Here is a 22,257-nt window from a genome sequence, read left to right as displayed (position 1 = left end):
GCGGGTAGGCTCGCGACGTGTCCGATCTTCGCTGGCGATGTGGTGCCTGCGGCAACCTGACCCGCTTCGACGTCACCCGCACCTCGACGGTGCGCGAGTTCGTGCACCTCGACCTCGCCGGTCAGGGCCGGGTCGAGGAACAGACCGTGCTGGACGAGCGGATCGACCAGGTGCGCTGCCGGTGGTGCGACCGCGATGATCAGATCGAGCTCGTCCCGCGCACCGATCAGCCGGAATGACCGATCCGGAGCTCCCCGACGCGGTCCAGCGGCGGATGTTGGTGCTGGCGGCTCGGGTGCTCGGTGAGCTGGAGCCCGATCGGGTTCCGGTGGTGTTGCGCCGGGTACGGGCCTTTGCCCCCGCGCGACGAGCCGTTGCCGGTGCGGGAGCGCTCCGGACGGCGTTGGACGCCGAGGTGGTCTTCCGGCAGGCGGTGGCTGCGGCGTGGCGCGGTGAACGGCCCGAGGTGGCTGCCCTGGTGGTGCGGGGTGGCCTGGCCGAGGCCACCTCCGAGGGCGGTGAGATCGAGGACGCCGTGTTGCCCGAGCTGCTCGTGGGACTGTTCCTGGTGCGTCCCGAGGGCTGGGAGGCGCTGGCCGGCGAGGTGCGTGAGCGGTTGGACGCCAGGCACAGGACCCGGTCGCACGAGGCGGTGGCAGCGGCCGCCGAGCGAGAGACGGCCCTGGCTCGAGCCGAACGTGACCGGGTGCAGCGCGAGCTGGATGCCGTGACCGCCGCCGTTGCCGAGCGGGAGCAGGAGCTCGCCGTGGTGCGCCGTGAGTTGCGCCGGGCGCGTTCGGACGCCGATCGGGCCCGGGCTCAGGTGCGCGCGGTCGAGGCCGCCCAGGCCGATCAGGCGCAGCAGGATCAGGAGCGGCTGCACCAGTTGGCCGCCGAGGTCACCCGACTCGGGGAGGAGCTGGCCGCGGCGCAGGAACGTGGCGAGGCTGCCCGCCAGTCCGCTCGGGCGGACCGGGCGCTGGACGACGCGCGGGTACGGCTGCTGTTGGACGCCGTGATCGAGGCGGCCGGCGGGCTGCGTCGCGAACTCGCCCTGCCACCTGTCGGGGTGCGTCCAGCGGATGTGGTGGCCGAACAGCTCGCGGCCCGGACCGCCCCGGGTGGCGAGCGCACGACGTCCGGGGGATCCGACGATCTGGTGCGGGGCCGATCGCAGACCGATCCGGGTCTGCTGGCCGATCTGCTGACGGTGCCGCAGACCCACCTGGTGATCGACGGCTACAACGTCACCAAGACCGGGTATCCCGCGTTGGCCCTGACCGAGCAGCGCCGCCGGTTGCTGGACGGCCTGGCCGCGCTGGCCGCACGCACCGGGGTCGAGATCACCTGCTGTTTCGACGGTTCGGACGCCGTCCCGGCCGGCCCGCCCCCGCCGGTGCGCGGCGTCCGGGTGCTGTTCTCGGTCCCTCCGATGAACGCCGACGAGCTGATCCGTCGGCTGGTCCGGTCCGAGCCGGTGGGACGTCCCGTGGTGGTGGTGAGCACCGACGGCGAGGTGGTCTCCGGCGTCAGCCGGTCGGGGGCACGAGCCGTGGCCTCACTCGCCCTGGTCCGCCTGCTGGGATCCCGTTGAGGGGGTGCCGGGACCGCGGTTCCGGGGGACTTGTCGGTGGTGGCCCCTAGCGTCCCCGTCACCGGTCGAACACCGGTGTGACGCGAGCTCACGATGCGTCGCTCGGACGAAGAAAGGGCTTGCCGTGCTCATCGATTGCGACACCTGCCAGGTTCGTGGAGCAGCCTGTGGCAGCTGCGTGGTGACCGTGATGTTGGCTGCGCCCGCCAACGGTGAGTTGGACGGCGCCGAGCGGGCCGCCATCGCGGTGTTGGCCGATTCGGGCCTCGTGCCCCCTTTGCGCCTCGTGCCTGGTGGCCGAACGTCAACCAACCGTGATGGGACTGTGAAGAGACGGGCAACCGGCTGAGGATTCGGCCTGGTGACCAGGCGTTTTCGATAGCCTCCGTCCACCACCTGGCACCCGTCTTGGCGCGCTGATCCGAACCAGCTAGTGTCGCCTCGATGTCACGGTCCGGTCACGACGATCGAACCAACGGGCGCCGGGGGCCTTCGGAGGAACGGAGCGATGGCCGAGTGTCCCTGCACCTGACTGTGCGGCGGGGGATGGCAACGGCGGTGACAGCCGTCGTGGTTCTGGGCCTGGGGGTGGCCGGGGCGAGTGCCGCTCCCAAACCGAATCTCGCGACCGTGCAGAAGCAGGTCGAGACCCTGCAGCATGACGTCGAGGCGGCCACGGAGCAGTACAACGGCGCCCGTGAGAAGCTCGCCAGTGTCAACGTCATGACCGCTGCGGCGACCACCCGAGTGGCCCAACAGCGCGGGCAGGTGGAGATCGCCAGGCAGGGTCTGGGCAGGCTCGCCGCCGAGACGTACAAGGCCGGCGACCTCGAGATGGTCAGCCTCATGCTGAGCGATGACCCGGATGCCGCGTTCGCGGCGAGTGGGTTGCACTCGAGCCTGAGCGAGCGCCAGGCCGAGGCCGTGGCGGCCCTCGTGGCTGCCCAGCGTCGATTGGCCGAGGACCAGGCCCACCTGGGCCACCAGAAGACTCAGCTGGTCGCCGAGACCAAGCGCCTGCAGACGCTGAAGAAGCAGATCGAGTCCAAGCTGGCCGACTCGCGCCGGTTGCTCGCCCAGTTGGATGGCACCCAGCGCCGGGCGATCGCTCAGATGGGAGGCTCCGGCGATCAGCGCGCCATCGAGCAGGCCGGTGTCGAGGTACCCGCGACGGGTCTGCTGCACTGCGAGGACGTGGGGATCGACACCACGGACGCCCAGGCCCGTGCCGCGTTGAACTTCGCCTGCGCACAGATCGGCAAGCCGTATCGGTGGGGTGGATCGGGGCCGGGCAGCTATGACTGCAGCGGGCTGGCCATGGCCGCCTACGCCAAGGCCGGCATCTCACTGCCGCACAACGCTGCGATGCAGGCCAGGGAGGGCGTCTCGGTCTCCCAGGCGAACCTGAAGCCGGGTGATCTGGTGTTCTTCAACAGCTACAACCACATGGGCATCTACGTGGGCAAGGGCCTCATGGTCCACGCGCCGCACACCGGTGACGTCATCCGGATCGCCTCGGCCCGCCTCGACGGCAGGCTCATCAAGGCCGTTCGGCTGTAACCGGGGCGGTGGTGTCCGGGGCCACGGCGGTCGCCGAGGTCTCGGAGGTCGCGGAGTTCACGGACCAACCCACGGCCACCAGGGCTGCCACCAACCAGTACTGGTTGTAGAAGGCCTGCTTGTTCACCAGGTTGGCCACCAACAGCACCAGCGCAGCCCAGCAGAGCAGTTCGCCCGGGCCGGGGTCGTGCCGGTGCAGGTAGCCGGCGACGGCGGCCATCACCGCCAGCACCACGACTCCGGTCAGCCAGAACGGCGGCATCCAGCCGAACTCGTTGATCGCGGCGATGTAGAGGCTGTCCGCGAAACGCATCGGCGGATAGCGCACCAGCACCGCGACGGTGTCCTCGAACATGGCGGCAGGGTCGGCGAGGAACCAGGGCAGCACGGCGACCCCGGTGGCGAGGGCGGTGAGCACCGTGCGGCGCAGACCGAAGCGTGGCCAGGCCGCCAGCAGTGGCAACAGCAGCACCAGGTGCTGTTTGCACGCCATCCCGATCGCCAGCGCGAGGATCGCGCGCAGCCATCGGCCGCCCAGGATTCCGTGCGCGGCCACCACCAGGCAAGCCGCGAGCAACGGCTCGGTCCAGGCCTGTTCGATCTGGGTCGCGGTGCCGGGCACCACGAGCAGCAACGCCGCGGCGCCGGCCGTGACGCGAGGGTCCCGGCCGGGTCGGTGCATTCCGCGCACCACGAGGGCGGTCATCACCGTGATCGCCGCGAGCGCCACCCGGACGTCACCGGCGAGCCACCTGCCGGGGGCGAGCAGCAGCGCCGTCCAGGGCAGGTACGTGAAGGCCGCCATCACCCCGGGTGGGCCGACCCAGACCTCGCGGTAGATGTTGTGACCCCGGGCCAGCGAGTCGGCGGCGCCCTGCAGCGTGTACCAGACATCGATCTCGGGAGCGGGGTCACCGCGCAGCAGCAGCACGGTGGCGACGAGATACCCGGTGATCGCCAGGCCCAGCGCGGCGTTCGCGGCCCGGTGCGGCGTCCACCGCGTCCAGGTGGCAGCGGGGATCAGCACCAGCAGGCCGCCCAGCACCCCCGCTCCGGCGAGGATCCAGCGGACCCGGCCGGCGGCGTCCGGGGGGAGGTAACTGAAGACCGGCACCCACCAGGTGATCAGTCCTGAGCTGATCAGCGCAGCAGCCGGCCCCCAGCGCGCATCGCCGTCGCGGCCCGCAGCCGACCTGCGGGTGCTGCGGGATCCGACCAGGACGGCGGCGAGCACGACGGCAGCCACCAGGTACCCGGCCACGATGGCCGGGCGGTATCGGACAACGCTGTAGGCGGACAGCCCGGTGGCCGCAGCCAGGGCGATGCCCCCCGCGACCTGTCGAATGATCCCCGAGGAGAGGGCGAGAGGGGCCGGCACGGGGGACAGCCTAGGTCCGCGGCGATCCTGAGCGGTCCCGGCGATCTGCGGCGAGGTGGGTCCTCAGCGGACCGCGGCCTGCACGATGGAACTGAGTCCGATCACCACGCCCACGACCACGGCGGCGATCGCCGCCACCATGAGCCCGTACTCGATGGCCGAGGCGCCCTGGTCGTTCGGCCGCCGGGCTGATCGTGGCCGGCGCAGCAGCGGGCGACTCACAGCGTCTGGCCCTCCACCAACCCGAGCCGGACGGCGGCCATGACCGCCTGTGCCCGGTTGCCGGCGCCGAGCTTCTCGTAGATGTTCGCCACGTGGGTCTTGGCGGTGGACTCGCTGATGTAGAGCCGGCGAGCGATCTGCGAGATCGCCAGGCCGTCGACCAGCAGCTCGAGCACCTCGCGCTCCCGCGGGGAGAGCTTCGGCCCGGTCGGGGCGTTCATCCGGCGCTGCATGGCATCGGCCAGATCGCGGGCGGTGAAGGCGCGGGGGTTGGCGGCGGCGTGCCGTGCCGCAGCGACCACTTCCTCGGCAGGGGCGTCCTTGCCGACGAAGGCCGAGGCACCGGCATCCAGGGCCGCGAAGAGCTTGTCATCGCCTGCATACATGGTCAGCACCACCACCCCGAGGGCGGGGGAGGACTTGCGGGCCTTCTCGGCGAGGACGATGCCGTCGCCGTCCGGCAGTTTCACGTCGGTGACCAGCACGTCCGGCGTCAGCCGGTGCAGGGCGTCGACGGCCTCGGCCACCGTCCCCGCCTCACCGACCACCTCGACGTCCCCGGCGCGGTCGAACGCCCGCCGCAGACCCTCCCGAATCAGCTGATGATCATCCACGAGGAGCACGGTGATCTGGTCTTGCACCCCCGTCACATTGTCTCCTTGGTCGAGTGGCCAGCCCAGCTCGGCGAGTCTGTCATGTCCGCGAACCTCTCGTATGCGTGATCGCAACATTACTCCGGGTAGTGGCCCTGCTCGGTTCGAGCAGGATGTCCACGACGGTTCCGCGGGACCGGCTCGCGCCGGGTAGCGCAGGATCGCTCTCGTCCCGGTCGCGCACGGTCAGATTGGCCCCGATCCGGGTGGCACGTTCCTTCATGCCGGTGATGCCCATGCTGTCCGGACGGGGTGGCGACAAGCCGCACCCGTCGTCGGCCACCGTGACCCGGGCTCTCGGCGGGTCGACCATGACGGTGAGCCAGAGGTTGTGGGCGTCGGCATGACGGCGCACGTTGGTGACGGCCTCTTGCACCATGCGGAGCAATTCGACCTCGGTGGCCAGCGGCAACCGGTGGGGCGACTCGTCGGTGGACAGGTGCACCACCAGACCGGCCTGGGTGGCCACCCGCTGTACGTAGTCCGACAGGGTTCGGGCCAGCCCGACGGCCTCGTCCACCCCGGCGCGCAGATCGAAGATGCTCAGGCGCAACTCGGCCACCAGGGTGGTCAGGTGTTCGCGCAGCGCGTGCAGCCGTGCCGCCACCTCGGCGGGGGCGTCGCTGGCGATGTCGTCGATCTGGTAGCCCACCGAGGCCATGTCCTGCGCGATGCCGTCGTGGATCTCTCGGGCGAGCCGGTGGCGCTCGTCGACCGTGGCCAGCCGCCGGACGTCGTCGAACAGCAGGGCCGAGGCCAGGCGCGGCCCGGCCTGGGCGATCGAGGCCCGGCAGGCGGCCACCGAGTCATCGCCCAGGGACTGGGCTCCGGTGGCGTCGGCCAGCACCACGACGGCCACCACGCGCTCACCCATCAGCACCGGAAGCCCCAGCACGGTGACCCCACTGCGGCCGCGCCGCACGAGATCGGCAGCGACCCAGGTGTCGAGCACGACCGACTCGGTCAACGGGTTCGGCGGGTCACCGACCACCGGCACGAAACGTCCGGCGGCCGAACGCACCAGCACCGTGGCGCGCGCGCCGACGGCCAGACCCTGCAGCTCCTCGACGAGGGCGGTGGCCAGCGTGTGAGGGTCCAGGCCGAGGCTCAGCTGCCGGGCGACCAGGTTCAGTTCGGACAGCAGCCGGTGGGCATCGGCGTAGGCCGGCTCCATCACGGGGCGCTCGACCTGCAGCACCCGTCGAGCCCAGGCCGAGGTGGCCCCTGCCGCGCCCAGCAGGGGCAGCCAGGCCAGCGGTCGGGTGAGCGACGGCCCACCGGCGTCGATCGCCGGTTGAAGTGCGGTGATCACACCCAGCGCCGCGGCGCCCGTGGTGAAGGCGGTGGCGACGACGGTCAGCCCGCCCCGCAATCCGGCCTGCACCAGCGGGGCGATCAGATACGGCACGAAGGCCGCTCCGGACGGCGCCAGCGCGGCGACCAGCGTGGCGGCCGCGAAGATCTCGGCCACCGGCTGCCACCGCTCCATGCGGCGCTCGCCGGGGGGCAGGGTGCCGATCACGGCGACCGGGATGAAGAGAACGGCGATCGCGAAGCCCGCACGTGGGCGTCCGGCCGCCGCGGTCACCCCGGCGCCGAAGGCGATCGTCAGCAGGCGTCCCGCCACCGCCCAGGACGTGGCAGTGGTGGCAACCCCTCGCCAGCGCCGTGCCCGCACGTGGGTAATCTGCCACACCTCACCCCCTGAAGGGGTGAACTTGGATACTCAGTGCGACGAATCGATTTCACGCAGTGGCGCCAGCAGGCGCGCCAGGTGGCGAATCTGCAGGGCGGTCTGCAGCAGGGCGGCCCCGTCTCGGATCGGCTCGACCACCGCGTTGAGGTCGGGTTCGCCGAACTGGCCGGCCTCGTACCCCCGGGCCAGGACGACGGCCGCTCGCACCCCGGGAACCGGGACGGCGAGCAGATGACGCCATGCCGCCAGCGGCGCCCCGGCCAGTTTCGGCCGAAGTCCGTCGGCGTCCTCGACCAGGAGTGCCCGGCCGCCCATGGCGATCTCGGAGATCAGCCAGTGCGAGGCATCCAACACCAGCCGGCGCTCCAGCGGTCTCAGCCCGACGCCGCCGCTGACCCGCCACACGCCGCCGTCCGGCACCAGCACCGCGGCAGCATCGGCCTCGGCGCGTTCGACGATCTCGTCGGCCAGCGCCTGAGCGGTGTCGGCGACGCCGAACAGGTCGCCGGAGCGTTCGGTGAGCTGGGCAACCAGGCTGACCAGTGAGGTGGTGACGACCGGGGCCAACGGGTGCCCCGACGGTCCCACGCGCGTGGTCCGGGCCGGCGCCGGCACGGTACGCGTGGCGGCCACCGTGCCCAGCACCGGCAACAACACCGTCGGCGCCGAGGTGCTCGGCGGCGGGTCGCTGCGCAGGTCGACGCCGTGTGGCGGTCCGGAGGCAGGCGCTGCGGGCACCACCGGATGCCGGGCGATCTCGGGGGTCGGAGCCTCGGGATCCTCGTCGGTCGCCGGTTCGGGGGCGGCGTCCGTGTCGTCCGTGTCGTCCGCGGCGTCCGGCAGACGCACCTGCTCATCGAGCGGCAGCCGAGCAGCGGCCGGCGCCGCGGGCGGGGCCGGCTCGGCGATCGGGTGGACCACCGGAATGGGGGGCGCCGCCGACCCAGCGGACGCCATGGGCACCGCGGGGGGAGCCCCCGGCTCCTCGGCATCCGGCGTGCCGGGCGTGACCGTGACCGGCTCGGCTGCCTCGTCCGCCTCGTCCGTCTCGTCCGCCTCGGCTGCGGGGGGCTGTTCGGGCTCGATGGTCGGCGAGCTCGTCGTGCTCTCCTGCGCTGCCTGCGGCGGCGAGACGCTCTCCGGCGCGGTGTTCTCGGAGCTCGTCTCCTCGAAGCCGATGTCCTGTGAGCCGATGTCCTTGGAGCGCGTGTCGTCGGCGCGGGTGTCCTCGGAGCCCATGTCCACGGAGCGCATGTCCTCGGAGGTGGGTTCCTCGGGCGTGGAGTTCTCGGGTGCGCTCGGCTCGGGTGCGACCTCGGCAGGGGTCGAGACGCGATCGACGGGGACGGCGCGTGGGCGAGGTCCCCACCAGTCGAAGTTCTGCGCCGCCCAGTCGTCCGGGGTGGCGGCGTCGTCCGCGACGCGTCCTGCGGCATCCGGCGCACGGTACGGCAGGATCAGCGACCGGGTGTCGGTCGATCCGAGCGGCATCACGGGCGCGATGATCGGGCGCCGGGGCAGCGTCGGCGGCTCGGCGTCCGGCGTGGTCGCGTCGGGTGATGCGGTGTCCCGGGCCACGGGGGTGGTGGCCGAGGTGGTGGTGGCCTTCTGGGCCGGAGGCTCCACCGGTGGTAGCGGGGGCGGCTGCGGCAGCGGGGGTGGCTGCTCGATCGAGACCGGCGGCAGCGGCGGCGGCTGGAGGACAGGTGGTGTGAAGGACGGCCAGTCGGTGGGCGTCGCGAACCTCGGCGGCTCGGTGGTCGCGGTGAACGCGACGGGTTCGAGGCGTGGCTCGTCGTCCGCCTCCGCCTCGCTCGGATGCTCGCCCGCCGCGGGCTCGGTGACGAGTGGACCGGCGACGAGTGGACCGGCGACGAGCGGACTGGCATCCAGGGGTTCGGCGTCCGCGCTCTGCGACAGGGCCTGCCACGGTGTCATCGGCTCCGCCGGTGCGCCGTCGTCGGCCGGGGCCGACGAGCGCCGCCGCCAGGGGATCCAGATCGAACCGCCGGAACCCCGGCGGCGGTGGGCGCCGGGCTCCGAGGCAGGTCGTGGCGAGGTGGACGGGGTGGCTGAGGTGGGTGAGGTGGGTGAGGTGGTGGTCTCACCCACCGGGGTCGTCCCGAGCAGGGGCTGGACCAGGGCATCGCTGTCGGCGGCCGATGGCCGAACCGGCTCCGGTGGCCGGACGGGGATCTCGCGAATTCCGCTGTCCCGCAGGTCGCCGCCGGCCCGCACGTCGTCCGTGGGTCGGTACCACCAGTCCGCGGGCACCTCGTCGGGCAGCTCGGGCAGCTCGTCGGGCAGCTGGTCGGGCAGCTGGTCGAGCACGGACTCACCGTCACTGTCGCCCGGGTCGTCGGTCTGGTCGTCGGCCGGCACGGGTGGCGAGAAAGGTGCCGCCACATCGTCCGGCGGCGCACCGAGGGACTGCGGCGAGGTCTCGGCCGAGGGTGGGGCCAACAACCGCAACCAGTCCAGGTCCGCCTGCTCGGCCGGCGACAACGCGGCGGCGACAGCCGGTTCGGGCGGCGGGGCTCCCGGCTCCCGGGGCTCGAGGGTGACCTCGTCCGCCACGGGCCGCGCGGTGAGCTCCGGATCGATCGAGGAGGCCCGGACGGGTGAGAAGCCCGAATCGGGCTCGGCGTCCTCGTCGAGAGGCTCCTCGGGGGTTGCCGTGTCGTCGGCCGGCCGGGACGTGGGCTGGGCCCAGGCCGCCAGCTCGCCCCAGCCGGGGGGACGATCCGCGGCGGGTGAGGGGGTCGGATGCGCCGGTGACTGGGTCCAGGTGGGGGGCTCGCGCCAGCCCACGGGGGTGGGCGGGGTCCCGGGGCGGGGGGCCGACCGGGCCGCGGGCCGTCGTCCGGTGAGTTCGGAGACCCCCTCGAGCAGGGCGGCTCGGGTGATCGGCAACGGCACCACGACGACGTCCGGCAGATCCACCGAGACCAGGCTGGCCCAGGCCGGCTGATAGCCGGAGACGATCAGCACCGGCGCGGTGTCCCCCGAGGCACGCAACCGATCGAGGGCGTGGATCGCGGAGTGCGGCTCCCCGACATCGAGCACCACGGCGTCGATGTCGCCGTGCAGGGAGATGTCGTCGATGGCCTCGACGGGATGCTCCACGACCTCATGAACATCCGCCAGGCGCATGGCCAGGGCCATGGATCGAGACACCACGAGCAGGCGAGCCACGGTCGCGCACCCTCCCTTCCTCGCTGCCGTGCATCATTGCATCCCCCGGCATGCTCGTGCGCCGCTGCGGGTGGACCCGATTCCGGCTCGTTTCGGGCTCGTTCGTGCTCAAGCCGACCCATCAGGAGGCCGATGGCAGCGCGGTGACCCCTCGTTGTCCGTCCTGCGGGGCCAGGGTGCCCGCCGACGCCGTCTGGTGTGGCCTGTGCCATCAGTCGCTGACGCCGCAGCATCACCAGGCCTCGACCGCCCGGTCCGTGCCCGCCCGGTCCGTGCCCGCCCATTCCGTGGCCGACCATTCCGAACCCGTCCCGGGGCCGCCTGCGCGCCCGGTGCCGCCTGCCGCCGAGCCGGTCAGCGCCGCCACCCTCACCGGTGGCAGCCTGCCGGAGGACCTGCTCGACAGCCTCGTGGGCGAGCTCGCCGCGCAGGAGTCCGGCGGGCCGATCGCCGGACTGGGCCGCTCCGTCAACGGTCCGGCCCGCCAGGTGGCGCTGGCCGCCATCGGCTCGGTGGTCGGGCTGCTGGCTCTGCTCACCGGCATGTGGGTGCTCGGTCAGGTGCTCTCCGGGTAGCCTGCGGGCAGCCGATCTGAGAGGGCACATCATGGCCGACCGCACCGAGTCGCGCATCGTCGTCGCTGCTGCTCCGGCCGAGGTCCTCGACGTGATCGCCGACTTCGAGGCCTACCCCGAGTGGACCGGCGAGGTGCGGGCCGCCGAGGTGCTGTCCGAGGACGACGGTGGGTGGGCCGAGCAGGTCCGGTTCAGCCTCGACGCCGGGGCGCTCAAGGACACCTACACGTTGGCCTACACCTGGAACGTCGTCGAGGACGGCTCCGGAACGGTCTCGTGGACCTTGGTGCAGGCGGGCATGCTCAAGGCGATGGACGGCGCCTATCGACTGCGCGAGGTCGATGGTGACACCGAGGTGACCTACCAATTGTCGGTCGAGCTGCGCATGCCCATGCTGGGCATGCTGCGCCGCAAGGCAGAGAAGACGATCATCGACACCGCCCTGGGGGCGCTCAAGAAGCGGGTCGAGGGATAAGCCTTGCGCCTGCTCCTGTTCACCGGCACCGGTGGTTCGGGCACCACCACCGTGGCCGCGGCCGTTGCCCTGCGCGCCGCTCGGGGCGGCGTCCGGACCGCCTTGTGGACGGTCGAGTCGGCCGAGGCGTTGCGCGATGTCCTCCACGAGCCGCATGACGAGCCGGACGACGGACAACGAGTCGAGCGACCCCGCGGACGACGGGCTGCTCGACGCCGGGCTGTTGCCGGTGCGCGCTCTGGGCGGGCTGCCGGAGATCACCGCACTGCTCGGCGTCGCACACGCCGACGGCCTACTGGACCAGCTCGGGCTCGACCCGGTGCCGCCGGACGTTGCCGGCCGGATCCCCGGCGTGGACGAGCTGGCGGTACTGATCGCGTTCGCTCGGGCGCTCGAGGCCGAAGGGGCCGACCGCGACCTCGTGGTGGTCGATCTCGGTCCGGTCGAGCGGGCGTTGCGTCTGCTGGACGCCGCCGACGCCGTGGCGACCGCAGCCCGCTACATGGTCTCGGTCGGACGGCGGGTCGACCGCGCCATGACGTTGCCGGCCGACCCGTTCGTCGCTGCCGTCGACCGGACCGTCGCCCTGCTCGCAGTACTGTCCGAGCGCTGGGGAGAACCGACCACCTCGCTGCGGGTGGTGACCTCACCGGGTCGGCTGGCCGCACGCCGGGTGCAGCGGGCACTGCCGCGGCTGGCGGTGCACGGCCTGCGGGTCGAGGCGATCGTGGTGAACCGATCGGACGGCGTCCGCTGTGCCGAGGCCATCACGCGAGGTGTGGCCGAGCACCACCTGCCGGTGGTGGCCTCGCCCGAGGGGCCGCTCGGCCCGGATGCCCTGACGGCGTTCGGCGCGTTGGTCCAGCCGGATCTGGCGGCGCTGGTCGCGCCGATCCCCGGTCCCGCGCCGGTGTCCGTCGGCCGCGACGGCAACCGATTCGAGCTGACCGTGCAGCTGCCCTCGGCCACCCGTGACGACCTGGAGGCGGCCCGGTTGGGGGATGACCTGGTGGTGCGCCTGGGCGGCCACCCTCGCGTGATCACACTGTCGAGTGCGCTGCGTCGCTGCCGGATCGTCGGGGCCCGTTTGGTGGACGACGGCCCCGGCCAGCATGCTCTCACCGTGCACTTCGAGCCCGATCCTGCGTTGTGGCGGGGGTGACCGTGAACGAGAACGCCTCGGACCGCAGCCATGACACCGACCATGACACCGACCATGCCACCGAACATGACCTGCCCGACAACCCCCGGGACGCCGCGCGCGCGCTGGCCGCCGAGGCCGCCCGGCTCGTCGCCTCGTTGCGCGAGTCGGTCGAGGCGGCCCAGCGGGAGGTCGACCAGGAGGCGGACGGGCGGGCAGCCGGCGACCCCTTGGCGTCGTCCTGTCGGGCCTGCCCGGTGTGCCAGTTGCTGGATGTGGTGAAGCTGCTGCGCCCGGACGTGGTGGCCAACCTGGGCACCATCGTCTCGGAGCTGGCCGATTCGGCCCGCGAGATGCTCGCGGCGATGCCCAGCTCGGCGAGCGCCGGCTCGACCACACCGCCCAGTTCCCCGGTGCCGGACGCCGCACGCGGCGCATCGGGACGCGCCTCGGGAGCAGAGTCGGGAGCGCCGTCGGAACCAGAGGCTCGATCACTGCCGGACGACGCCGCTGACGTCGTGGAAATCCCTGTGGCCGAACGGATTACGATCACATGACTCTCGAACGGCCGGACGCCGCGATCGGCGTCGATGTCGGTGGCACCAAGATCGCCGCAGGTGTGGTGGCCGCGGACGGCACGGTGATCGAGATGCTGCGGCTGCCCACGCCCCCGCACGACCCGCAGGGGTTGGAGCAACGCATCGGCGATGCCGTTCTCGAGCTGGCCGGCCGCCATGTGGTCAGGGCCGTCGGGTTGGCGGTGGCCGGGTTCGTCGACGAGAAGCGATCGCTGGTGCGCTTCGCGCCGAATCTGGCGGTGAGCCACCGACCCCTGCGCGAGACCGTCGGCGCCCGGGTGGGACTGCCCGTGGTGGTCGAGAACGATGCGAATGCGGCGGCGTGGGGCGAAGTGCGGTTCGGGGCCGGACGGGGCTCGGCGGACGTCTTGATGATCACTGTGGGGACCGGGCTCGGCGGTGGCATCGTGCTCGACGGCCACCTGGTGCGCGGCGCCTTCGGCGGTGCCGGCGAGTTCGGCCACGTGCGCATGGTGCCAGGGGGCCTGCTGTGTGGCTGCGGCAAGCGGGGCTGCTGGGAGCAGTACGCCTCCGGCAGCGCGTTGGTGCGGCGCACCCGAGAGTTGGCCGCCGCCGACCCCTCCGCCGCACGGGTGGTGCTCGGCCTGGCCGGAGGGGATGCGGCGCAGATCCGGGGCACGATGATCACCGAGGCAGCCCGGCAGGAGGACCCCGTGGCACGACAGGCACTGGCCGAGGTGGGGCAATGGCTCGGTGAGGGCATCGCGGACCTGGCCGACGTCCTCGACCCCGACCTGGTGGTGATCGGTGGTGGGGTGAGCCAGGCCGGTGACCTGCTGCTCGACTCCGCCCGCAGGACCTACGCCGAGCATCTGACCGGCGCCGAGCACCGCCCGCGGCTGCGCATCGTGGCGGCGGAGCTGGGCAACGACGCCGGACTGATCGGTGCCGCCGATCTGGCGCGTGTGCCGTGAGGTCGCTACCCGACCGGTTGGCCATCGGCGTCGACATCGGCGGCACCAAAGTGGCTGCTGGAGTGGTGGATTCGCAAGGGCAGGTGCTCGCCCGGGCACGCCGACTGACCCCGTCGCGCGACCCCAAGGCGGTCGAGAACACCATCGTCGAGGTGGTCGAGGAGCTGCGCGCCAGCCATGAGATCGCCGCCGTGGGCGTCGGTGCGGCGGGGTTCGTGGACGCCGACCGCTCGCGGGTGTTGTTCGCCCCGCACCTGGCCTGGCGCAACGAACCACTGCGGGCTGCGGTGGCCGAGGCGGTGGCGTTGCCGGTGGTGGTCGAGAACGATGCCAACGCTGCGGCCTGGGCCGAGTGGCGCTTCGGTGCGGGGCGCGGCGAGACCCACTTGGTCTGCGTCACCCTGGGTACCGGCATCGGCGGCGGGATCGTGCTCGATGGTCGAGTGCAGCGGGGCAAGCACGGCATGGCGGGGGAGTTCGGGCACATGATCGTCGTGCCCGAAGGACAGCGGTGTGAGTGCGGTAACCGGGGCTGTCTGGAGCAGTACGCCTCGGGCAACGTGCTGGGGCGCGAGGCCCGTGAGCTCGCCCGGGCCGGCTCGCCGGTGGCCGTGCCCATGATGGAGCGGGTGGGCGGCGACATCGACGCGCTGGTCGGTCCCGTGATCACCGAGGCCGCCCGGGACGGCGACCCGTTGGCGATCGAGTTGTTCGAAGAGGTCGGTCGCTGGCTCGGCGTGGGCCTGGCCAATCTCGCCGCTGCCCTCGATCCGGGCATGTTCGTCATCGGCGGTGGCGTCTCGGACGCCGGCGAGCTGCTGCTGCGGCCGGCACGTGACTCCTTTCGCCGGGTGCTCACCGGCCGCGGGTTCCGCCCTGAGCCGCGGATCGTGCGCGCCGCGCTCGGGCCCGAGGCCGGGCTGGTCGGGGCTGCCGACCTCGCCCGCGTGGGCTGATCAGGGGCGATGACGCAGGCGTGCGACTGGTCAGCTGGAACATCCGTGACCTGACCGGCGATGTGCAGGCGGTGCAGGCGGTCCTGCGCCTGGTGGCCCCGGACGTGGTCTGTCTGCAAGAGGCGCCGCGCCGTCCCGGGTCGGCGCTGCGCATCGCGGCGCTGGCGCGCGCCACGGGTCTGCGCCACATCGCGGGTGGGCGCGGCACCGGGGGAACCGCGCTGCTGGTGGCGCCTCAGGTCGCCGTCGACGAGGTCCGACCCCTCGCCTTACCCGTGGCGCACTGGTACACCCGCACCCGCGGAGCGGTGATCGCTCGCCTGCGCGCGTCGTCCCGGGCGAGCACGACACCCGGCTCGGTGGAAGGTCTGGCGCTGGCCTGCGTGCACCTGCCGCTGCATCCGGCCGACCGGCTCGATCATGCCCACCGGGTGCGGGCCGAGCTGATGGACCGGGCCGTCGGCGCCGACACCATCGTGGTGGCGGGCGACTTCAACGAACCACCCGGCTCGCCGGCCTGGCAGGCGTTCTCCGAGCTGGTGTCCGACCCGGCGCCGGACGCCGCCGCGACCTTCCCCGCACGCTCACCCGGCGGGCGGATCGATGCCGTCCTGGTGGGTGGGTCGTTGCCGGTCAGCGACTACGGCGACGGAGGAGTGCCCGAGCGACTGGTGCATCGTGCCAGCGACCACTGGCCGGTGGTGGTCGACCTCGGCTCCCGCTGAGAGCCTCAGACCACGGCACCGTCATCGGGGTCGTCCGGTCGGTCGCCCGGCATCCGGGCCACCAGGGTGACGAACCCGCCCACGAAGGCGGTCAGGGCCAGGACGATGGCGTAGGACGGTAGATCGCCACCCAGGAACGCGGCGATCAGCAGCACTGTGGGGCCGCCGATCACTCCGGACCAGGCCAGCCGGGAGTAGAGGTCACCGCGGGGCAGCGGCGGTGGCTCGGGCGGCTCGAAGTGTTCGTCGAGCTCGGCCGGATACGCCGACTCGGTGCTCGCCCCGCCGATCGCGGCCGGGGAGCGCTGCGCTGCCGCAGACTCTGCCGAGCCCGTCGAGCCGGCCGTCCCGGCCGGGAGCGGCGCGTCGGGGGCGGAGAACTGGGCGACGAGCGCCGCGAAGGCGGCGTCGAAATCCAGATCGGGGTCGATGCTGAGCTCGGGACGCCCCACATTGGCAGGAGCCTCGCCGCTCGGGTCGACATCGTCGCGCTCGGGATCGCCGGTCGTCATGGTCACCCCCTTCAGGTCGTGCTCGGGGCGGTGGTCAGCCGCTGGATGAAGGCCAGGCTCTCGGCGAAGATCCGCTCCGCGTCGTTGTCGAGGGTGGCCACGTGGTAGCTGTCGTGGCACATCACCTCGGTGACGTCCTCCGAACCGACCGAACGCAGGATGAGCTCAGAACTCGACGCCGGCACGACATGGTCCTCGGGGGAGTGGAACAGCAGGAGCGGCTGGCGCACGCTCGACAGATCCGCCGCGACGAGGCGGTACATGGCCACCATGGAGTGCAGGGCGTGCAGCGGGGTGCGGTCGTAGGCCAGTTCGGTCACGCCCGGCTTCTTGATGTCACTGCCGACGCCCGGCAGCGACGGCAGCAGATGCCGCAACACAGGCAAGATCTTGAGCCGGGGGTCCTCCAGCTTGACGGCGGGGTTGACCAGCACCAGCCCCGCGACGTCGTCCCCGCGCTGCTCGGCCAACCGCAGGGCCAGCGCTCCGCCCATCGACAACCCGACGACCACCACGGTCTCGCACCGCGAGCGCAGGGAGGTCAACGCGACGTCCACCGCGGCGTACCACTCCGGCCAGCGGCTGCGGTTCATGTCCTGCCAGGTGGTGCCGTGGCCGGGCAACAGCGGCAGGCTCACGCTGAGGCCCGCGGCGATCAGGTACTCCGCCCAGGGCCGCAGGCTCTGCGGACATCCGGTGAAACCGTGGCAGAGCAGGACACCGACCGACCCACCGTCGTGGTGGAGCGGCTCCGCACCGGGCAGAACGGCCACTCGGTTCTCCTCGAATCGCGCCGGCGCGCCCCGCACCAGCCTGGCCATGGTGACACGAGGCCACCGGTCAGCGCGAGGGTGTGGCCGAGCCGTCGCCGTTGGGCGATCTCCGCCGGGGCCGAACCGGCTCCCGGGGACCGCCGGGCATCTCGGCCCGTACAGTTTCCCTCACACTCCTCTGAGCAGGGGGAGTCCAGAGGGGATGGTGGGAGCGGGTGTTCTACTGGCTGCTCAAACGGATCTTCCTCGGACCGATCCTCTTCGCGGTGTTCCGGCCCTGGGTCAAGGGGGAACACCACGTCCCCGAGGCCGGCGGGGCGATCCTGGCCAGCAACCACCTGTCGTTCTCCGACTCGATCTTCCTGCCCCTGGTGGTGCCGCGCCGGGTCACGTTCCTGGCCAAGGCCGACTACTTCACCGGTCACGGGATCAAGGGACGGCTCAAGGCGGCCTTCTTCACCCTGAGCGGCCAGCTGCCCATCGACCGGTCCGGTGGCAGTGCCTCGGAGGGTGCCCTCACCACTGGCCTGCGCGTGTTGCGCCGCGGTGACCTGCTCGGCATCTACCCCGAGGGCACCCGCTCACTGGACGGCAAGCTCTACCGCGGCAAGACCGGCGTGGCCCGGATGGCCCTGGAGGCCGGGGTCCCGGTGCTGCCGGTCGCGATGATCGGCACCGACAAGGTGCAGCCGATCGGGCGCAAGATCCCGCACCTGGGCCGGGTCGGCATCGTCATCGGTGAGCCGCTCGACTTCTCGCGCTACGAGGGAATGCAGGACGACCGGTTCGTGCTGCGCTCGATCACCGACGAGATCATGTATGCCCTGATGGAGCTGTCGGGCCAGGAATACGTCGATGTCTATGCCTCGACCATGAAGGAGCGACTCGCGGCGGCCCGGCGCAGCAAGCCCAGCTCGGTGGTCTCCGCCGCCAGCGCCATGGCCGAGAAGGTCAGCGAGAGGGTCGAGAGGGTCAGCGAGAAGGTCGAGCGGGTCAAGGGGGCGACGTCCGGCGAGAGCACTCCCGGCGCCCCGGACGCCCCGGCCACCACGGACAGCCTGGACAGCCTGGACGCCCTGGGAACCCCGGACGCCCCCGCCGCCGCCGACTCGGGTGCCTCGGATGGTGAACCCCCGGTCGAGCGCAGTGCCTGAGTGCCCGACTCGGTGACCGATCCAGCGGTCCGCCGCGGGCGCGGCCGGCGGGTGGGCGGAGCATCGGGACGGTCGGCCCGGGTGGCTCGCGCGGCCCACAGACCGGGAGCGCAGCGTTCCCGGCAGTCGGCCCGGGAGTCGGCCCGGCAGTCGGACCGGCAGCCGAGCTGGCGGCATCGCGGGCTCATGGCGCTGGCCTGGGCCGCGAACGTCCCGATCCTGCACGCGGTACTGGCCGACACCGATCGTGGCCTGGATGCCATGGACGAGAGCCACTACCTGATGGCCGCCCAGCCCTGGGCCGCCGACAAGGCGTTCAACGGTGTGTTCGGCTGGTACTCCGGCCCGATGTTGCGCCTGGTCGGTGAGGACCTGGGCCGGCTGCGCCTGCTCGCGGCGCTGATCCTGATCGGGGCGGCGCTGGTGTTGGCCCGTGCCGTCCGGCGGGTCTCGCAGGGCGCTGCAGGTCGGCCGTGGTCGCCCGGCCTGCGCGCGCTGTGCCCGCCGGCGGTCGTCGCCGCGGCGCTGTGTTACTACACCGTCTTCGTGCGTACCCCGAGCTACAACTGGTTCGCCGCGGTCGGCCTGATGCTGCTGGCCGCGGGGTTGCTCGAGGTGCTGGTACTCGATCGCCCCGGCCCCGCTGCGGTCGTGGCAGGTGCCCTGGTGGCGCTCGGGGCGTTCATCACCGCCGTCGGCAAAGCCACCACCGCCGTGGCGTCGGTGGCGGTGGTGCTCGTGGTGGTGGCCGGACACGTGGTGTACACGCTGGTGCGGCGCCGGAGCGCGGCACGTGCCCTGGGCGTGGCCGCCGCCTCGACACTGGGTACGGCCCTGCTGGTGGCCCTGCTGCACGTGAGCCTGGTGCACTCGCTGCCGTTCACCGTGGCGACCTATCAGCGGGTGGCGGGCATCTTGTCGGCGGTCGACCCCGGCCGCTACGCGCCCGGCATGCTGACCTCGATCGCTCGGGCCGGGCTGCGCAACATCCTGGTCGACCGGCCGCAGCCGTTCCTGAGCCTGCTCCTGCTGCCCCTGCTCGCGGGGGTGGCAGGAGCTGTCTGGACGGCGCGCCGCGGCGTCCGGGCGCGTGGGGTGCCGGCGCCGGGCTGGTGGCCGGCCCTGGCCCACGGTGTGGTGTGGTGGGTCACCCTGCTGGTGGTGCTGTGGCACTACCCCGGCGGGGTCCCCGGCCTGGGGATGTCGATCCCGCCCCTGGTGGTGGCGGCCGAGGCGTCCGTGGTGGTCGCCGTGTCGGGGTGGCTGGCCGCGGTGGTCGGTTCCGACGATGCCCGCGACGGCGAGGCCGCCACCGCGTCCGACCGTCGTCCGGGCATGGCGGCAACCGCCTGTCTGGCGCTGCTGGTGGTGGGCGTGGTCTACCCGGTGGGGACCAACGTCGAGTACGCCACGCAGCTGCACGGTGGATTCCCGGTGCTGTTGGCCGCCGCCGTGGTCGGGGTCAGTGCCCTGCCGGACGGCGCCGCGGAGGCCGCCGTGCTGTCGCTGGTGGCCGGTGCCCTGCTGCTGGGTGCGGTGCTGGTACCGATGACCCGCGCCGTGGCGCCGTACCGGATCGCCCTGCTCGGCCAGCAGACGGTGCCCCGGGCCGTGGTCGCGGGGACCCCCGAGATCCTCGTCGACGCGAGCACGGCCACCTGGATCGACGACCTGCGCCGGCTCGGGATCACGGGTGGGTTCGCCCCCGGCACCCCGATGCTCGACCTGACCTGGCACCCGGCGTCCGTGCTGATCCTGGGCGGGCGGGCGCCGTCCGTGTTGCTGCCGGCCTTCCCCGGGTGGACCGACCCGGCCGGGTCGGCCGCCTACGCGCTGCGCCAGGAGGACGCCACGGTGTGGAACCGTGCCTGGCTGCTGGTGCCCCACGGTCAGGACGACGCGCTGACCGACGGTGCCACGGTGGTCGTGGGGCGGCACTTCCCGGCCGACTACGAGCTGGTCGGCACCGTCACCGCGCCCTACGACGGGCAGCCCCAGGGATTGTGGCGACCCCGGCCGTGAGGTCCGACTACGCTTGCCCGGTGAGTACGAGCATCGATCAGCTGACCGTCGGATCCGCCGAGCAGGCCTTGTTGAGCGCCCTGGACACCTGGCGTGAGCTGCCCGCGGCGCAACAACCCACCTGGCCGGACGCGGTCGCGCTCGAGGCCGTGGGGCGCGAGCTGGCCAGCTACCCGCCGTTGGTCTTCGCGGGCGAGTGCGACGAGCTCAAGGCCAGCCTGGCCGCCGCGGCACGCGGCGAGGCGTTCCTGCTGCAGGGCGGGGACTGTGCCGAGACCTTCGCCGACGCCACCGCCGACCGCATCCGCAACAAGATCAAGACGATGCTGCAGATGGCGGTCGTGCTCACGTACGGCGCCAGCATGCCGGTGGTCAAGGTCGGGCGCATGGCCGGGCAGTACGCCAAGCCGCGCAGCAAGCCCACCGAGACCCGCGCCGGCGTCGAGCTGCCGGCCTACCGCGGCGACATGGTCAACGACTACGCCTTCGAGGCGGAGCACCGGACGCCGGACCCGCGCCGGCTGCTGCGGGCCTACCACACGGCCAGCGCCACGCTGAACCTGATCCGGGCGTTCACCAAGGGTGGTTTCGCGGACCTGCGACACGTCCACGAGTGGAACCGCGGTTTCGTGGCCAACCAGGCCAACGCCCGCTACGAGGACATGGCCCGTGACATCGACCGGGCGATGCGGTTCATGGCGGCCTGTGGCGGCGACTTCGACGCGCTGCGCACGGTCGACTTCTACTCCAGCCACGAGGCGCTGCTGCTCGACTACGAGCGACCGCTGACCCGGATCGACTCGCGCACCGGGGCGCCGTACAACGTCTCGGCGCACTTCGTCTGGATCGGTGAGCGCACCCGGCAGATGGACGGCGCCCACGTCGACCTGCTCTCGAAGGTCCGCAACCCGATCGGGGTCAAGTTGGGCCCGACCACGACGCCGGCCCAGGCCTTGGAGTTGGCCGAACGGCTCGACCCGCACCGTGAGCCGGGCCGGTTGACGTTCATCACGCGGATGGGATCGCAGCAGGTGCGTGACGTGCTGCCCGGGTTGATCGAGGGGATGGGTGAGACCGCCTCTCACGTGCTGTGGGTGTGCGACCCGATGCACGGCAACACCTTCGAGGCGGCGTCCGGCTACAAGACCCGCCGGTTCGAGGACGTGATGGACGAGGTGCGGGGCTTCTTCGAGGTGCACAACGCCCTCGGCACGATCCCCGGCGGTCTGCACATCGAGTTCACCGGCGATGACGTCACCGAGTGTCTGGGCGGTGCCGAGCACATCGACGAGGACGGCTTGGCCAGTCGCTACGAGACCCTGTGTGACCCGCGGCTGAACCACCAGCAGGCCCTCGAGATGGCCTTCCTGGTTGCCGAGGGTCTCACCGAGCGCTGACTCACCGAGCCGGCGTGCCGAGCGGGGCCGTGGGGTTCGTGTGGCCGCTGTGGTCGCTGTGGTTGCCGCCTCGCGCAGGGATTCCGACCCGGGGTCGGTGAGGTGCAAGGATGGCGTCGTGACGGACGTGGGTGGGCTGCCCGACGCCGCTCTGCCACCAGGGCAGAAGCTGGTTGCTGCCATGCCGATCACCCACTACGGCCCGGTGCCGCGGTATCGCCCCGACAGCTGGCGGCTGACCGTGAACGGGTCGACCGCCGACGGCGAGGACCATCACCTGGACGCCGAGGCGTTCGCGACGTTGCCGCGGGACGAGGTGCTGGCGGACATGCACTGCGTCAAGCGCTGGACGGTGCTCGGCTCGGTCTGGGCCGGTGTGCTGGGCAAGTCCCTGTTGGCCGCCGTCCCGCCCGCCCCCGGCACGACGCACGTGATGACCTGGGCCGAGTACGGCTACTCGGCCACGGTCCGGCTGGAGGACCTGGCGCACGACCAGACGATCCTCGCCACGCACCTGAACGGTGAGCCGCTGCGGCCCGAGCAGGGCTTCCCGTTGCGGCTGGTGCTGCCCCACCTGTACGCCTGGAAAGGGCCGAAGTGGTTGCGGGGGATCGAGTATCTCCGGGGGCCACGTCGAGGGTTCTGGGAGGAACGCGGCTACCACGTCCACGGTGACCCGTGGCAGGAGGAGCGGTACTCCTACCTGGAGTGAACCG

Annotated in this window: 21 protein-coding genes and 1 pseudogene; 15 read left to right on the top strand and 7 right to left on the bottom strand. The window is 72.3% G+C overall.

The annotated features are described in order from the left end of the window. The first annotated feature begins 17 nt into the window (after positions 1-17). From IPK24_16430 to IPK24_16420, 3 genes are all read left to right on the top strand, one after another. Entirely contained in the window at positions 18-239 is a 222-nt protein-coding gene (locus IPK24_16430) for a hypothetical protein (GenBank protein ID MBK8077107.1), read from the top strand. Further along, positions 236-1,594 carry an NYN domain-containing protein gene (locus IPK24_16425; GenBank protein MBK8077106.1) on the top strand — a complete coding sequence of 453 codons (1,359 nt, stop codon included), beginning with the start codon at positions 236-238 and terminating at the stop codon, positions 1,592-1,594. Before IPK24_16430 ends, IPK24_16425 begins: the two co-directional genes overlap by 4 nt. A 558-nt stretch (positions 1,595-2,152) precedes the next feature. Continuing rightward, positions 2,153-3,154 (top strand): C40 family peptidase, encoded by a 1,002-nt coding sequence (locus IPK24_16420; protein ID MBK8077105.1) that lies wholly within the window; start codon positions 2,153-2,155, stop codon positions 3,152-3,154. Here IPK24_16420 and IPK24_16415 read toward each other — a convergent pair. The 5 genes from IPK24_16415 to IPK24_16395 all read right to left on the bottom strand — a co-directional run bounded on the left by IPK24_16415 (position 3,135) and on the right by IPK24_16395 (position 10,298). Continuing rightward, positions 3,135-4,532, bottom strand: coding sequence for a hypothetical protein (locus IPK24_16415; protein ID MBK8077104.1), 1,398 nt, complete (start codon positions 4,530-4,532; stop codon positions 3,135-3,137). The two genes, IPK24_16420 and IPK24_16415, sit on opposite strands and share 20 nt — an antisense overlap. Before the next feature lie 63 nt (positions 4,533-4,595). Beyond that, positions 4,596-4,742 carry a Flp family type IVb pilin gene (locus IPK24_16410; protein ID MBK8077103.1) on the bottom strand — a complete coding sequence of 49 codons (147 nt, stop codon included), beginning with the start codon at positions 4,740-4,742 and terminating at the stop codon, positions 4,596-4,598. An 8-nt stretch (positions 4,743-4,750) separates the two neighbouring features. Further along, a complete protein-coding gene (locus IPK24_16405; GenBank protein MBK8077102.1) occupies positions 4,751-5,485 on the bottom strand; it encodes a response regulator transcription factor in 735 nt (244 codons plus the stop codon). After that, a complete protein-coding gene (locus tag IPK24_16400) occupies positions 5,448-7,103 on the bottom strand; it encodes a hypothetical protein (GenBank protein ID MBK8077101.1) in 1,656 nt (551 codons plus the stop codon). The genes IPK24_16405 and IPK24_16400 overlap by 38 nt, the downstream gene beginning before the upstream one ends. A gap of 30 nt (positions 7,104-7,133) precedes the next feature. Next, positions 7,134-10,298 carry a hypothetical protein gene (locus tag IPK24_16395; protein MBK8077100.1) on the bottom strand — a complete coding sequence of 1,055 codons (3,165 nt, stop codon included), beginning with the start codon at positions 10,296-10,298 and terminating at the stop codon, positions 7,134-7,136. Positions 10,299-10,555: 257 nt separating this feature from the next. On the opposite strand from IPK24_16395, the gene IPK24_16390 reads away from it, so the two are divergent. From IPK24_16390 to IPK24_16355, 8 genes and pseudogenes are all read left to right on the top strand, one after another. Further along, complete coding sequence (locus IPK24_16390; protein MBK8077099.1) at positions 10,556-10,873, top strand: hypothetical protein; 318 nt, start codon at positions 10,556-10,558, stop codon at positions 10,871-10,873. 31 nt (positions 10,874-10,904) lie between these two features. Next, on the top strand, positions 10,905-11,348 hold the full coding sequence (locus IPK24_16385; GenBank protein MBK8077098.1) for an SRPBCC family protein: 444 nt from the start codon (positions 10,905-10,907) through the stop codon (positions 11,346-11,348). A gap of 3 nt (positions 11,349-11,351) precedes the next feature. Next, positions 11,352-11,453, top strand: a pseudogene (locus IPK24_16380) (hypothetical protein). Between the two features lie 31 nt (positions 11,454-11,484). After that, the gene (locus IPK24_16375; GenBank protein MBK8077097.1) at positions 11,485-12,510 is read left to right on the top strand and encodes a hypothetical protein; all 1,026 of its coding nucleotides are present in this window, start codon (positions 11,485-11,487) and stop codon (positions 12,508-12,510) included. A gap of 2 nt (positions 12,511-12,512) precedes the next feature. Then, complete coding sequence (locus IPK24_16370; protein MBK8077096.1) at positions 12,513-13,046, top strand: hypothetical protein; 534 nt, start codon at positions 12,513-12,515, stop codon at positions 13,044-13,046. After that, complete coding sequence (locus IPK24_16365) at positions 13,043-14,002, top strand: ROK family glucokinase (protein ID MBK8077095.1); 960 nt, start codon at positions 13,043-13,045, stop codon at positions 14,000-14,002. Before IPK24_16370 ends, IPK24_16365 begins: the two co-directional genes overlap by 4 nt. After that, a complete protein-coding gene (locus tag IPK24_16360) occupies positions 13,999-14,958 on the top strand; it encodes an ROK family glucokinase (GenBank protein MBK8077094.1) in 960 nt (319 codons plus the stop codon). Before IPK24_16365 ends, IPK24_16360 begins: the two co-directional genes overlap by 4 nt. A gap of 20 nt (positions 14,959-14,978) precedes the next feature. After that, positions 14,979-15,683: an endonuclease/exonuclease/phosphatase family protein gene (locus tag IPK24_16355; protein ID MBK8077093.1), complete on the top strand. Its 705-nt coding sequence runs from the start codon at positions 14,979-14,981 to the stop codon at positions 15,681-15,683. 5 nt (positions 15,684-15,688) lie between these two features. Here the strand turns inward: IPK24_16355 and IPK24_16350 are convergent, their stop codons facing one another. Beyond that, a complete protein-coding gene (locus IPK24_16350) occupies positions 15,689-16,195 on the bottom strand; it encodes a hypothetical protein (protein ID MBK8077092.1) in 507 nt (168 codons plus the stop codon). 11 nt (positions 16,196-16,206) lie between these two features. Beyond that, positions 16,207-16,968, bottom strand: coding sequence for an alpha/beta fold hydrolase (locus tag IPK24_16345; protein MBK8077091.1), 762 nt, complete (start codon positions 16,966-16,968; stop codon positions 16,207-16,209). Positions 16,969-17,183: 215 nt separating this feature from the next. Between IPK24_16345 and IPK24_16340 the strand changes: the two genes are divergently transcribed. The 4 genes from IPK24_16340 to IPK24_16325 all read left to right on the top strand — a co-directional run bounded on the left by IPK24_16340 (position 17,184) and on the right by IPK24_16325 (position 22,253). Beyond that, entirely contained in the window at positions 17,184-18,122 is a 939-nt protein-coding gene (locus IPK24_16340) for a 1-acyl-sn-glycerol-3-phosphate acyltransferase (protein ID MBK8077090.1), read from the top strand. A gap of 186 nt (positions 18,123-18,308) precedes the next feature. Further along, positions 18,309-20,144: a hypothetical protein gene (locus tag IPK24_16335; GenBank protein ID MBK8077089.1), complete on the top strand. Its 1,836-nt coding sequence runs from the start codon at positions 18,309-18,311 to the stop codon at positions 20,142-20,144. Positions 20,145-20,212: 68 nt separating this feature from the next. Continuing rightward, entirely contained in the window at positions 20,213-21,541 is a 1,329-nt protein-coding gene (locus IPK24_16330) for a 3-deoxy-7-phosphoheptulonate synthase class II (GenBank protein MBK8077088.1), read from the top strand. 181 nt (positions 21,542-21,722) lie between these two features. After that, the gene (locus IPK24_16325) at positions 21,723-22,253 is read left to right on the top strand and encodes a molybdopterin-dependent oxidoreductase (protein ID MBK8077087.1); all 531 of its coding nucleotides are present in this window, start codon (positions 21,723-21,725) and stop codon (positions 22,251-22,253) included. Positions 22,254-22,257 lie beyond the last annotated feature (4 nt).

The organism is Kineosporiaceae bacterium (genome assembly GCA_016713225.1).
Lineage (GTDB): Bacteria > Actinomycetota > Actinomycetes > Actinomycetales > Kineosporiaceae > JADJPO01.
Note: the sequence above shows the minus strand (reverse complement) of the source record. Positions and strands in the feature narration are given on the sequence as shown.

Bases quoted from the DNA above. Each gene is read 5' to 3' on its own strand.
- IPK24_16325 (MBK8077087.1), top strand. From the start codon at position 21,723: ATGCCGATCACCCACTACGGCCCGGTGCCGCGGTATCGCCCCGACAGC.
- IPK24_16375 (MBK8077097.1), top strand. From the start codon at position 11,485: ATGTCCTCCACGAGCCGCATGACGAGCCGGACGACGGACAACGAGTCG.
- IPK24_16405 (MBK8077102.1), bottom strand. From the start codon at position 5,485: ATGTTGCGATCACGCATACGAGAGGTTCGCGGACATGACAGACTCGCC.
- IPK24_16350 (MBK8077092.1), bottom strand. From the start codon at position 16,195: ATGACGACCGGCGATCCCGAGCGCGACGATGTCGACCCGAGCGGCGAG.
- IPK24_16365 (MBK8077095.1), top strand. From the start codon at position 13,043: ATGACTCTCGAACGGCCGGACGCCGCGATCGGCGTCGATGTCGGTGGC.
- IPK24_16335 (MBK8077089.1), top strand. From the start codon at position 18,309: ATGGCGCTGGCCTGGGCCGCGAACGTCCCGATCCTGCACGCGGTACTG.
- IPK24_16425 (MBK8077106.1), top strand. From the start codon at position 236: ATGACCGATCCGGAGCTCCCCGACGCGGTCCAGCGGCGGATGTTGGTG.
- IPK24_16385 (MBK8077098.1), top strand. From the start codon at position 10,905: ATGGCCGACCGCACCGAGTCGCGCATCGTCGTCGCTGCTGCTCCGGCC.